Raw genomic sequence first — 12,129 nt, 5'->3', positions numbered from 1 at the left:
TTCATTCTTCAACCGATTTCACCTACCTAATCTAGTGCATACAGCCTGCAGGCTGAACCACTTCTTAATCTGCGTGACAAAAAAACTAATCCGGTAATCGCCGGGAATTGCCTGTATTGCCTGACTGCTGCGCTGGCGCCGGGGTAGGGGCCGAGGCTTGTGCAGGAGCGGAGGACAACACATCGCTGTCTGCTTGTGAAACTGATGATGACGAAATTGGCAAGGATATGGCCTCTGCAGCTTCAGCTGGCGTACCGATAACATGAACAACCTCAGAGGACTTTTTCGTTACGAAAGTCACCGCAGGTTTCACCTCAGACGAGGCTGCTGGTTCTGCCATAATTTGCGCCTTTATCGACCCTTGAGGTAATGGCTCAATAGAATCTATTGCCTCTTTATCGATTGCAACCACGCTAGCAACCTCCACAGGTGTGACCGGGTCAGGTACAACTGGTGTTTTGGATGCTAATGGCGCTTTGGGCTCGTCACTCATGAGTTCATTCGTCGCTTGCTTGAAATCTCTTAACGTCTTACCAAGCATTCTGCCGATCTCCGGCAGCTTCTGCGGTCCGAATATGACAAGCGCGACGACGGCGATCAATAAAAGCTCGGTGAAACCAATATTTTGAAACATGGACTTCATCTCCATTATGTGTTGCGTTATGAATACTCTTCTAACATTGATAAAATCCGCCGTAGCCCATCTCCGTGATGTCACTATGCACGATTTCTTCGCCTGCGCAGATGCGCGGTAGCAGCACATCAAAAGACGTGTACGGGTCGTGCATCACACAACCCGGCAGGCCCATGATCGGCAGATCGCCTAGATAGGCGATCATCAGCATCGAGCCCGGCAGCATCGGCGTGCCGTAGCTGACCACGCGGGCGCCCGCCGCCTTGATCGCACCCGGCGTGCGATCATCCGGGTCCACGGACATGCCGCCCGTGACCAGCACCAGATCCACGCCTAGCGCCTGCAGCGCGTGGATCTCACCCACAATCGCTTCGCTGTCGTCCGACACGAAGCGTTGGTCCACAACCACGGAGCCGAGCTGCGCGACCTTCTCTTTCACAACCGGGCCGAATTTATCCTGAATTCGGCCCTTGAAGACCTCGCTGCCCGTCGTAATTACGCCGACGCGCAGCTTCCGAAACGGCTTCACCTCGAGCAAAGTGAAGCCCTCCTCACGTCGAGCCGCGGCTAGCCGCTCGACCTCTGCAACCTTCGCTTCGTCGACGATCAGCGGGATCACCCGCGTACCGACCAGCGAAGCGCCGCCCTGAACGACCGTGTTGCTGCGAATCGTCGACATCACGACCTCATCGATCGCGTTCACGCTGTCCACGAACGCTTTATCGATCTTCACCAAGCCGTGAATCTCCGACTTCACGTTCACTTTGCCCTCATGCGGATCAGTAAGTCTGAGATCCGAGCACTTATCTGTTCCCGCAATGGCCCGCGCCATGCGCATGGCAGCCTCATCCTCATGGAGATAGCCAGGCTGCAGCTCCATCACATAGATATGTTCCTTGCCGATGCTGAGCAGGGCAGGAATATCCGCTTCCGTCACTTGATGACCTTTGCGGAACAGACGGCCTTTGAACTCGCCTGGCAAGATCTGCGTGAGATCATGCGGAAGAATCATGCCGATCGCATCTTCCACTTTGACCTCGCGCAGCATGGAAGTATCTTTACTCATCACGAGTCACCTTCTGACTTGTTCCTAATACTCCGCACTTCATCATGCGGCAGCTTACACGGTTCATTTTCCCATTCACCCGTGATCGCCTTCTTTGCCTGTTAGAATACCAAGCGCATGAGGAAGTTGATCAATGATCGCCATCAGATTCTCTTGAACACCCTTCGGACTGCCTGGCAAATTAATGATCAGCGTGCGTCCGCGAATGCCAGAGACGGCTCGTGAGAGCATCGCTTTCTTCGTTTTTTGCATCGAGATCATGCGCATCGCTTCGGCAAAGCCAGGTGCAACACGATCAATCACATTGAGCGTTGCTTCCGGTGTAACATCTCGCGGAGCCAAACCAGTTCCACCCGTTGTTAAAATTAAATCTGCTTGATAATAATCTGTCATTTCTATTAAGGAAGCCATAATTTCGTCCATCTCGTCCGGAACCACCCGATACTCGATGATCTCGCCTTGAATCTCCTCTTCAATCAGCTCGCGGATTACCTGAGCGCTAGTGTCTTCTCGTTCTCCTCGGTAACCGCGGTCACTGGCTGTCAAAATCGCAACTTTCCAGTGCATCCTTCGTCACCTCTCCCTTGTTCACTGAATGAGATCAACCCACTAACCTGCGTGATAGGCAGAACCTAACCCGATTAACGGTATGTTGGCGCTGGATCTTACTCCCATCACGCTTTGTTGTCTTGCCTGTGAAAATCCCCGTTTTTACCGCCTGTTTTCATAACAAGCAGGGTCGAGTTAATTATCATATCTTTCTCTACAGCTTTGCACATGTCATACACGGTTAATGCCGCGGCAGAAACAGCCGTCAGGGCTTCCATTTCTACCCCTGTAGGACCTGTTGTACGTACAGTTGCTTCTATGTATAGTTCATTGATGCCATTATTCGAAAACTGAATATCGACCCCAGTTAAAGCGATAGGATGGCACATCGGTATCCAGTCTGACGTTTTCTTGGCGGCCATGATGCCAGCCACTTGAGCCACGGCGAGGACGTCGCCTTTTTTCATTTTACCCTGAAGGATTAAATCAAGCGTGTCTGACTTCATTAATAAGGTAGAGCGAGCTGTGGCCGTGCGCTTCGTCTCATCTTTATCCGATATGTCGACCATGCGCGCTCGTCCCTGCTCATTAAAATGCGTCAATGGTGAAGAATCGGGCACTGCAATCACCTCTATATTAGGTTTCTGTTTTGAACACCATCTTACTTTCGGTTACGATGCCATCCACTCGGAAATCATGCCAAGAAGAAGGAACAGCAGGAATCAATTGATTATCGAAAGCAGCTGCAACAGCAAAAGGCCTTTTCAAACCGCGCGCAGCGAATAACTGCATAAAGCGATCATAGAAGCCACCGCCATAACCTAGCCGACCGAAATCCAGATCAAAGGCTAAACCTGGTACCACGATCATGGAGATCGTGCCCAAATCATGTTCAACGGGAACATCACTCCGCGGCTCTCTAATCCCATAAGCACCACTTTCGAGGTCCTCATAACGGCTTATGATGTGCAAGTTCATCGTTTTCGTATCTGCCACTACTTTCGGTATCAGCACACGAATTCCCTGCTGCCAGCACCATTCCATTAATGGCGCAACGTCGGGTTCAGAACGAAATGGCATATAGCTCATCAGCGTAGGCTGAGAATTGGACGGTATTTGTCCCTGTTCAAACAGCTTATCCGAACATAGCTTCACCATTCTTTGGTTGATTAGTTGTTGCTTCTCATCCCGGATCTCGGCGACAATCGAAGCACGTCGTATTTCCATTTCCTTGCGTAATTCTATTTTCCGCTCTCGGATGTTCATCATAAGCTACAGCCCTTCCTAGCGAGGAGTGGTTTCCCCCATTTTAACATAAATAAAGTAAAAAACTATACTCGTACCAGAGACCCCGCCGAATGGCCTATATTTCCTGTCTAAATTAAGCAGGCGTTGCCCTCATTCTTCGTGTATACTAATGATTTGATGGGATTGAAACAGCGACTAAAGGTCAACTTAACTAGGTTCTTACATTAATATGTATCTAAAACGCAGGAGGTAGCAGCAACATGCTATTACAAGTTTCTAACATATCCAAAAGCTATGGGGTACGCTCCGTACTCTCTAATATAACGCTTCAAATTGAAAATCGGGAACGCATCGGACTCGTCGGAGTCAATGGTGCCGGGAAATCTACCCTTCTTCAAATCATCGCGGGTGAAATGTCCTATGATAGCGGTGATCTTTTCAAAGCAAAGGAAACCAAGATCGGCTATTTAAAGCAAAACAGCGGACTTAACACTGACAAATCCATTTGGAATGAACTGCTTAGCGTATTCAGTTCCTTATTAGAAACAGAGCGCGAGCTGCGAGAACTGGAAGCCTTGATGGCTGACCCTGACCTCATCTCCGATGAGAAAAAGTATGAAACCACCATGAATCGGTATGCGCTGCGCTCCGAATGGTTTCGTGAGCATGGCGGCTATGAAATTGAGGCCAAGATTCGCGGCATTTTGCATGGGATGGGCTTCGGACAGTTCGCACCAGAGACCCTAGTCAACACCCTCAGCGGAGGGCAGAAGACAAGATTGGCTCTAGCTAAAATGCTGCTGGAAGAACCCGATCTGCTCATGCTCGATGAGCCTACCAACCATTTGGACATCGCCACATTGACGTGGCTCGAAGGCTATCTGCGCGGCTATCCTGGCGCTATTCTCGTCGTATCCCATGACCGTTATTTCCTTGATGCGTTGGTAACGTCGATTTATGAAATTGAACGCCATGCATCCAAACGGTATACGGGCAATTATTCCCGTTTTATCGAGATTAAAGAAGCGAACTATGAAATTGAATTGAAACAGTTTGAAAAGCAGCAGGAAGAAATCTCGAAATTAGAGGATTTCGTGCAGCGCAACATTGTGCGTGCTTCAACAACCAAAAGAGCGCAGTCACGTCGTAAGCAGTTGGAGAAAATGGACCGTTTGGATAAGCCGATGGGCGATTTGAAACGTGCCTCCTTCTCTTTCGAAATCGAGCAAACCTCTGGGAAAGAAGTCCTGCAAGTAGACCGTCTTTCACTTTCGTATGATGGCCGAAATCGTCTTCTCGACGGTGTCTCGTTCCAGCTTCGCCGTTCCGAAACCGCTGCGCTTATTGGACCTAACGGGGTCGGGAAATCCACCCTGCTCAAAACCTTAATCGGTGCCCACAAACAAGACGCTGGTACGTTCAAATGGGGTGCTGGTGTCACGATCGGCTATTACGATCAAGAGCAGAAAGGTTTGAATCCGTCCAACAACGTGTTGGAGGAAGTGTGGAACACGTATCCCCATTTGGAAGAAGCACGTATTCGCACGGTGCTTGGCAGCTTTCTTTTCAGCGGCGAGGACGTATTCAAGAAGATTGCTGCATTAAGTGGAGGGGAAAAAGCCCGTGTCTCCCTCGCTAAGCTCATGCTTCAGAAGGCCAATGTATTGATTCTCGATGAGCCTACCAACCATCTTGATTTATATAGTAAAGAAGTGTTGGAGTCCGCTTTGATGGATTACGAGGGCACCTTGTTATTCATCTCCCATGATCGGTATTTCCTTAATAAAATGGCGGAGAGCATGCTCGATCTGCAAAAGGATGGCTTAACGAGCTATCTCGGCAACTATGACGACTATGTAGAGAAAAAAGCGGAGCTTGCTGAAATGGAAGCGACGCGTCTCGCCAAAGAGGCGGAGAAGAAATCTGCCGGAAGTGCATCTTCCGTTGCTGCTGTGAAAGCAGAGCCTGCTAGTGGTGGCAGTTACGAGGCGGACAAGTTGGCTAAGCGTGAGGAGCGCAGTCGTCAGCGGAAACTAGAACAGCTAGAACTGGATATTGCTCGACTAGAAGAAGAAGTGACAGCTCTGGAAGCTGAGCTTGCTGATCCTGCTGTGTATAACGACTATATGCTTGTCCAGGAGAAAACGGCTGAGGTCGATAAGCGTAAGAGTTCACTGACAGCTTGTTATGAGGAATGGGAAGTTTTATTGGCTTAAAATAGAAGGGGTTCACGTCCGGGTCACGTCCGGTGACGTGGACTTTTTTTGTTCGACTGGATCTGTGCGGGGAGGTTTATATTGCCGTCCTGTTGACAAGTTCACAAAATGTTCAAAGTTACCCACAGGAACAGCAGATATCCACTACTTTGTCTTGAAATTTCCTGAAAATCTACTCCGAAAGCTTTCATCCTCACTTCCTAGAACCCTCTTATACACAAAAAAATAATGACGAATTGTTCCGATAATTTAAACGGTTCTTTCTGGAACCTTATTTTGTTATACACAACGTTATCCACAGAAAAAGGGAGGCATTTTCCGCCCCCCATCAGTCTTTTCACTATTTTTCCACAAAGTTATCCACATTACCCACACTTTTTTATGAAAAAGTTATCCCTCTTACACGTACTCTAAAAAGGCTGATATCTCGGGTTTTCTTCAAGTTATACACATTGTACACAGGGGGTGTGCATAACCTTGCTCACAAGGTGTGTATATATCTAAGTTTTCTTACAATTTAGGTAACACGGTCAGAATCTGTCGATTACGAAGCTGTAATGACCGTCTCCGCTCCATCGGACGTCACGCTATTTTGCATCCGAATGGCTTGATTGCAGGCCGATATGAACGCCTTGGCTACCGCAACAAGGACATCTTGGTCGATCCCTGTGTTCTTGTAAGTTTGACCGCCAACGGAGATCGTGACCTCAGCTTCACCAGTCGCTTTCTCGCCTGTGGACAACGAGTGCAGCTCAAGGTCCGAGAACTCTACCTCCATCGGGATCGCTTGTTGCAGACAGTGTACGATAGCTTCGATCGGGCCTTCCCCTGTGCCGGAGTAGACACTCTCTGTGCCCGTCTGATTATTTCTGACCGAAACGGAAGCAACACGATTGCGATCACTGCTTGATATAACCTGCATATGAGACAGTGTAAATGGCTCCATTTGCCCATCAACCGTGCTGCCTACAAGCTCCATCAGTTGGTCGTCAGTGACCATTTTCTGCTCATCAGCTTTTTCTTTGAAACGCGTATAAAGTGTATCCAGTTCTTCGCCTGTAAGCTCAATGCCAAACTGGCCAACTCGATGCTTCAGTGCATGGCGGCCAGAGTGCTTGCCAAGGATAATCATGGAGCGTGGGATACCCAGCTTTTCTGGATCCATAATTTCGTACGTATTGCGGTTCTTCAGAAGTCCATCTTGATGGATGCCCGCCTCGTGCTGGAAAGCATTCCGGCCGACAATCGGTTTGTTGTACGCAATCGGGAAGCCCATGATGCGGCTGACCATTTTGGATGTGTTAAAAATCTCACTCGTCACGATGCCCGTTTCCACGCCCATCGAATGCTTCCGCGTCTCAATCGCCATGACTAGCTCCTCAAGTGAACAGTTACCAGCACGCTCGCCGACACCGTTCACCGTTACCTCCACATGCGTGACACCTGCCGCAATAGCCGCAAGGCTGTTGGCAACTGCAAGGCCCAGATCATTATGGCAGTGGGCGCTATACTCGACTGTATCGCCGCCTCTCACACTTTGGCGCACTCTGCGGAACATCGCACCGTACTCTTCAGGAAGAGCATAGCCGACTGTGTCAGGGATGTTAAGTATCGTTGCACCTTCCGCGATGACAGCTTCCAGCACTTCAAAAAGGAACTCATCTCCCGTGCGCGTCGCATCCATCGGCGAAAACTCGATCCGATCGACGAATTGCTTCGCATAGCCGACCATCGTGCGAGCCATCTCCACCACCTGCTGACGCGATTTGCGCAGCTGGAAATCGAGGTGGATGTCCGACGAGGACAGAAACATGTGAATACGTCTGGATGCTGCGTCCTGCGTAGCTTTGACCGCTGCATCAATGTCGGCTTTCACAGCGCGAGCGAAGCCGCAGATCTCAACACCTTGCAGCTCGCGTGAAATCTGCTGCACGGCTTGGAAATCGCCAGGACTTGAGATCGGGAAGCCCGGCTCAATGGTGTCGATGCCCATAAGAGCAAGCTGTCTCGCGATGCGAATTTTCTCCTCTGGGTAGAGGGATGCGCCCGGCGCTTGCTCACCATCGCGAAGTGTTGTATCAAAAATGCGAATGCGTCGATTCGTATTTGTGTTGTTTTCCATGGTTAATTCCTCCTAAGGTATGCCCGAAGGCGATGTTTATTTTGCGTGGGGATCAGATATTGAGCGACTATGATGCTGGAAGCGTGAATTTCACTATTACAGCGGTGAATTCGGGCAATTGGCGAGTTACTTGATGCTGTAAGCGTGTTTTTCAGCGTTACAGCCTGGAATTGGTCGGATGTGATAGATTTTCTGTGCTGTAAGCGCGAATTTCACTGTTACAGCGTGAGATAGGTGGGAAGTGACTTGCGAATCTGTGTAAAAAGCGGCTGCAGCACACTTTCCAACAGACGACAAAAAGACCCGTCATCTCCACATAAGAGACGACGGGTCTTCACCCAGCGCGGTACCACTCTTGTTGACTCCGTTAAGGAGCCCACCTCAGATATAGCCAGCAAACTGCTCGCTACATCACCCGATCACGGAGGTCATCCGTCCATCCCTAACAGCTGTTGCCAGCCGATCAAGATGACCGCTTCCAAGCGAGTTCGGGGCGTTCTCGGTCTGCGTCGCATCAACCCGCAGCTTTCTGTACCAGAGACATGGTGCCCTTACTACTCTTGTTCATCGCGTTATTATATGTGTTTGCCTAGTTTACATTTGTTTCAGAACAACCAAAAAAGCCTGCCATCTCTATAAAAGAGACGACAGGCTTGAACCTTCCGCGGTACCACTCTAATTGATCCGAGCTGTTACACTCGAAACCACTCATGTACCTGATCACGGGGGTCAACCGTCAAGACCTACTTGGGTGCTGGATCCTTGGCATCCTAATCAGTCCTACCGCTCCCGGGCGAGTTCAGGTGACGTTTCGTCTGTGCTTTCACCACATGCACAGCTCTCTGAGCGAAACTAATCTTGCCTTACTATTCCCGTTCGTTGCGTTTGAAAGTATTGATTGTGATTATAATATGCACTTTTTCCAAAGTCAATACACTTATCAGAAAATTATTTTTATTCGATCACCTGATAGAAATGCTCCGGAAGCAAGTAAGGTATTTGAGCAGAAGTCGAATTAGTTCGATTTTCCCTGCTTATTTACGACCGTTGGAGGAGATTAACGGCATTAGTTGGAATTCACCAACTTAAAATGCCCTAAAACAGCAGTTACCCCGAAAATCGGCTTAATAGTTCGGCGAAATCGAACTACACCATCATCGGGGTCTACTAGATTTAATTTAGTTCGTTTTTTTCTAACTAATCACATCAAGAAGTCCTTCGCCCGCCCTCACAGAAGTAATCAAAAGGGAGGAGACTGTACGACTAATTTACCACTCTTCCAGTTTGAGCTGAGGCTCGGCTTTCAACTCCATGGAGTCGAACTCCTGCTTGTCCCACTTCAAGAAAGCGGCGGCGCCAATCATCGCCGCATTGTCCGTGCAGAGCCGGTGCGGCGGCACCAGCAGCGGCACACCCAGCTGCTCGCATCGCTCGGCGAGCCTGCTGCGCAGCCCCTTGTTCGCGGCGACTCCGCCCGCGAGCAAAAGCTGTTTCGCGCCGTATTCCTTCACGGCGCGACTTGCCTTCTCCACAAGCACGTCGATGACGGATGCTTGGAAGCCCTTGGCAATCTGCGCGACCTGAACGGTTTCGCCGCGCATCTTGCTCTGGTTGACGACATTCAGCACCGCGGATTTCAATCCGCTAAAGCTGAAGTCGTAGGAATCTGCCTCGAGCCAGGAGCGAGGCATTTTGATCTCGGAATCGGCTTCCTGAGCAAGCCGATCCACGTGGGGGCCGCCCGGGTAAGGCAATCCCATTGCCCGGGCAATTTTATCGTAGGCTTCGCCGGCCGCATCATCGCGCGTGCGCCCGATGATACGGAACTGGCCGGGGCCTTCGAGCAGAATGAGCTCGGTGTGTCCGCCGGACACGACGAGCGAAATCGAAGGATACACCAGCTCATGCACGAGCTGGTTGGCGTAGATATGTCCCGCGATATGGTGAACACCAATCAGCGGGAGGTCTAAGGCGCAAGCGAGCGCTTTGCCCGCGACGACGCCAACGAGCAGGGCCCCGATCAATCCGGGGCCTTCGGTTACGGCAATGGCGGAGAGCTCATGGAGCGAGACGCCCGCTTCTGTAACAGCTTCCTCCAGCATCCATGTGATTGACTCCACATGCTTCCGGGAAGCCACCTCCGGCACAACGCCGCCATAGCGTTGGTGCGTTTCGATCTGGCTGGAAATCACATTCGAGCGAATGATTTTCCCATTTTCAACAATGGCCACGGAAGTCTCATCGCAACTCGTTTCAATGGCGAGAATATAAACTGATTTTGTTACCTCTTGTTCACTACTCACACTATTCACCTATTTGAAAGCCTCAGTCTTTGAGACTATCCTTTCTACGATTGGGCAGATCCGCCCACATAACGACAGCGTCCTCGCGATTATCTGTATAATACCCTCTACGCACACCAACGGAGCGAAAACCTAGTTTCTCGTATAGATTTTGCGCCACGTAGTTCGAAGTTCTCACTTCCAGAGTGATGCGGATGGCACCAAGGAAAGCGGATGTTTTCATCAACTCGCGCAGGAGTCTTTCTCCTAGCTTGCGACCGCGATAGGTATCTTTTACAGCGATGTTCGTGACATGTGCTTCCTCCATAATGAGCCACATGCCGCCATAACCCGCGACTTCCCCATCGATGTCCATAATCATATAATGCGCAAACTGGTTGTTCGTCAGCTCATTCTCAAACGCACCTCGTGTCCAAGGTGTCGTGAACGCCTCCTGCTCGATCTCGACAATAAAAGGAATGTCTTCCATGGTCATTGAGCGGAATACCAATGAATTTTCTATGGCATGCGGCTGTCTTTGTTCCATGATAACAGATCCCCTTTCTTCGTCTGCAGACCAGCCAGCAGATTCGCTTCCGCTTCTGGAAGCCTTGTGTAATTCGGTACAAACGAATGAACGTCTGACTTCTCGCCCCGCGCTAATCTTGGATTAGCTAGCAAGCCAATATACTCGGCTTCAATCCCATAGGGAACTATGCTCACATGACCAGCAAAATCCTTCGTAAACTGCTCCAATTCAGCCGCAAAGCCTGCTGTCTCACCGACGAACAGTATGTGATCAGGAGCTAAACGACTAGCTTGCGAGAGAATCTGCTCCGTCCACGCTCCAATAACTCGAATACCATCAGGCAATACTTCATGCCAAGTTGCATCCGGTTCTCTTGTTGCCGTAATTGCTGTCGTCCCTTCAAAAGCATACACAGCCGTAAAGGCCTGCTTACGCCTCCCATCCATCAGAGGAACAACCCATGTTAAACCAGTTTCTATATAGTCGTTCTGTACAGAACCACCAATAGCCATAGCTTCCAAACTAGAGACGCCGATCAAGTCAAGTCCTAACGACCACGCAAATGTTTTGGCTACAGAAACAGCAATCCGCACGCCTGTATACGAGCCTGGCCCTTGGCCGGCGGCAACCGAGCGCAGATCTCTCGGCTTCATGCCTAAGCGAGCTAGCAAATCTTGAATGTGGGGAAGCAATCCCAGAGAATGGTTCCGTTCTGCATGGGAGCTCATTTCCCCGAGCAGGTGTCCATTTTCCAATATAGCAACTGTCATTGCCGATGTAGAGGTATCGATCGCTAAGCATCGCCCCGTATTAGTTATCCGTTCCGTCATGTAAATGTCCGTTCTCCTTCATCTGTACACACCAGCTCTCATACGGCGAACCGTGTGGAATCAAGTGAAATACGCGGGTTTGATCAACCTCTTGGGTGATCGTAATACTTAACCTATCAGGTGGCAGCAGATCCTCAATTAAACTCGACCATTCAATCAGGGTAACACCTGCCCCATAGAAATAGTCCTCTAATCCCAACTCATCTGCTTCCTCTTGCGAAATGCGATACATATCCATATGGTAGAAGGGGAGTCCAGCTCCCTCGTATTCTTTGATAATGGTAAATGTAGGTGAGTTTACGTGCTCCGAAATCCCCATCGCTCTGGCGAATCCTTGCGAGAATCTCGTTTTGCCAGCACCCAAATCTCCATCTAATGTTAAGACCGTTCCTGGCTGTAGATACGTTGATAATAGAGTTCCCAGTTTATCCGTATCTGCTTCATGCTCAGAATGAAACTTAAATGTGGATTGAGCCAATGATCTCATCCCTTTCTTCCGCGTGCGCGTGCTTTTTCTATTATAGTCCTCGCTAGCAGGTGACAGCAACCTGTCGTTGAGAAAAGCTCCCCTCGGGGCATACGGAATTGATCGAGTAGGAGGGGACGGCTAGTCCCCGACCTCTCACACCACCGTACGTACCGTTCGGTATACG

At 49.8% G+C, this 12,129-nt stretch carries 11 protein-coding genes and 1 other annotated feature; of the genes, 1 reads left to right on the top strand and 10 read right to left on the bottom strand.

Going from position 1 to position 12,129, the window contains the following annotated elements:
* Positions 1 to 85: 85 nt before the first annotated feature.
* The 5 genes from AB4114_RS10090 to AB4114_RS10070 all read right to left on the bottom strand — a co-directional run bounded on the left by AB4114_RS10090 (position 86) and on the right by AB4114_RS10070 (position 3,518).
* On the bottom strand, positions 86 to 634 hold the full coding sequence (locus AB4114_RS10090; RefSeq protein WP_171632518.1) for a twin-arginine translocase TatA/TatE family subunit: 549 nt from the start codon (positions 632 to 634) through the stop codon (positions 86 to 88).
* A 40-nt stretch (positions 635 to 674) separates the two neighbouring features.
* A complete protein-coding gene (locus tag AB4114_RS10085; RefSeq protein ID WP_441988340.1) occupies positions 675 to 1,700 on the bottom strand; it encodes a molybdopterin-binding protein in 1,026 nt (341 codons plus the stop codon).
* A gap of 75 nt (positions 1,701 to 1,775) precedes the next feature.
* Positions 1,776 to 2,267, bottom strand: a complete 492-nt coding sequence (locus AB4114_RS10080; RefSeq protein ID WP_056608535.1) for a MogA/MoaB family molybdenum cofactor biosynthesis protein — start codon at positions 2,265 to 2,267, stop codon at positions 1,776 to 1,778.
* A 107-nt stretch (positions 2,268 to 2,374) separates the two neighbouring features.
* On the bottom strand, positions 2,375 to 2,869 hold the full coding sequence (gene moaC / locus AB4114_RS10075; protein WP_441988339.1) for a cyclic pyranopterin monophosphate synthase MoaC: 495 nt from the start codon (positions 2,867 to 2,869) through the stop codon (positions 2,375 to 2,377).
* 16 nt (positions 2,870 to 2,885) lie between these two features.
* Positions 2,886 to 3,518 carry a 5-formyltetrahydrofolate cyclo-ligase gene (locus tag AB4114_RS10070; protein WP_441988338.1) on the bottom strand — a complete coding sequence of 211 codons (633 nt, stop codon included), beginning with the start codon at positions 3,516 to 3,518 and terminating at the stop codon, positions 2,886 to 2,888.
* Positions 3,519 to 3,757: 239 nt separating this feature from the next.
* On the opposite strand from AB4114_RS10070, the gene AB4114_RS10065 reads away from it, so the two are divergent.
* The gene (locus tag AB4114_RS10065; protein ID WP_441988337.1) at positions 3,758 to 5,713 is read left to right on the top strand and encodes an ABC-F family ATP-binding cassette domain-containing protein; all 1,956 of its coding nucleotides are present in this window, start codon (positions 3,758 to 3,760) and stop codon (positions 5,711 to 5,713) included.
* Between the two features lie 544 nt (positions 5,714 to 6,257).
* On the opposite strand, the gene AB4114_RS10060 is transcribed toward AB4114_RS10065, so the two are convergent.
* The 5 genes from AB4114_RS10060 to tsaE form a co-directional block, all read right to left on the bottom strand.
* Complete coding sequence (locus AB4114_RS10060; RefSeq protein WP_441988336.1) at positions 6,258 to 7,835, bottom strand: 2-isopropylmalate synthase; 1,578 nt, start codon at positions 7,833 to 7,835, stop codon at positions 6,258 to 6,260.
* Between the two features lie 637 nt (positions 7,836 to 8,472).
* Positions 8,473 to 8,724 (bottom strand) — a binding site (T-box leader).
* A gap of 379 nt (positions 8,725 to 9,103) precedes the next feature.
* Complete coding sequence (gene tsaD, locus AB4114_RS10055) at positions 9,104 to 10,138, bottom strand: tRNA (adenosine(37)-N6)-threonylcarbamoyltransferase complex transferase subunit TsaD (RefSeq protein ID WP_312886307.1); 1,035 nt, start codon at positions 10,136 to 10,138, stop codon at positions 9,104 to 9,106.
* Between the two features lie 22 nt (positions 10,139 to 10,160).
* Entirely contained in the window at positions 10,161 to 10,664 is a 504-nt protein-coding gene (rimI, locus tag AB4114_RS10050; RefSeq protein ID WP_171632509.1) for a ribosomal protein S18-alanine N-acetyltransferase, read from the bottom strand.
* A complete protein-coding gene (gene tsaB, locus AB4114_RS10045; protein ID WP_441988335.1) occupies positions 10,637 to 11,476 on the bottom strand; it encodes a tRNA (adenosine(37)-N6)-threonylcarbamoyltransferase complex dimerization subunit type 1 TsaB in 840 nt (279 codons plus the stop codon). Before tsaB ends, rimI begins: the two co-directional genes overlap by 28 nt.
* Positions 11,457 to 11,963 (bottom strand): tRNA (adenosine(37)-N6)-threonylcarbamoyltransferase complex ATPase subunit type 1 TsaE, encoded by a 507-nt coding sequence (tsaE, locus tag AB4114_RS10040; RefSeq protein ID WP_441988334.1) that lies wholly within the window; start codon positions 11,961 to 11,963, stop codon positions 11,457 to 11,459. Before tsaE ends, tsaB begins: the two co-directional genes overlap by 20 nt.
* Positions 11,964 to 12,129 lie beyond the last annotated feature (166 nt).

This window comes from Paenibacillus sp. 2RAB27 (assembly GCF_052115445.1).
GTDB lineage: Bacteria > Bacillota > Bacilli > Paenibacillales > NBRC-103111 > Paenibacillus_E.
The sequence above is the reverse complement of the archived record's forward strand: the minus strand, read 5'-3'. Positions and strand labels throughout refer to the sequence as shown.

Coding starts and splice junctions, on each gene's coding strand:
- AB4114_RS10090 (WP_171632518.1), bottom strand. CDS start 634: ATGTTTCAAAATATTGGTTTCACCGAGCTTTTATTGATCGCCGTCGTC.
- AB4114_RS10085 (WP_441988340.1), bottom strand. CDS start 1,700: ATGAGTAAAGATACTTCCATGCTGCGCGAGGTCAAAGTGGAAGATGCG.
- AB4114_RS10080 (WP_056608535.1), bottom strand. CDS start 2,267: ATGCACTGGAAAGTTGCGATTTTGACAGCCAGTGACCGCGGTTACCGA.
- AB4114_RS10070 (WP_441988338.1), bottom strand. CDS start 3,518: ATGATGAACATCCGAGAGCGGAAAATAGAATTACGCAAGGAAATGGAA.
- AB4114_RS10065 (WP_441988337.1), top strand. CDS start 3,758: ATGCTATTACAAGTTTCTAACATATCCAAAAGCTATGGGGTACGCTCC.
- AB4114_RS10060 (WP_441988336.1), bottom strand. CDS start 7,835: ATGGAAAACAACACAAATACGAATCGACGCATTCGCATTTTTGATACA.
- rimI (WP_171632509.1), bottom strand. CDS start 10,664: ATGGAACAAAGACAGCCGCATGCCATAGAAAATTCATTGGTATTCCGC.
- tsaB (WP_441988335.1), bottom strand. CDS start 11,476: ATGACGGAACGGATAACTAATACGGGGCGATGCTTAGCGATCGATACC.
- tsaE (WP_441988334.1), bottom strand. CDS start 11,963: ATGAGATCATTGGCTCAATCCACATTTAAGTTTCATTCTGAGCATGAA.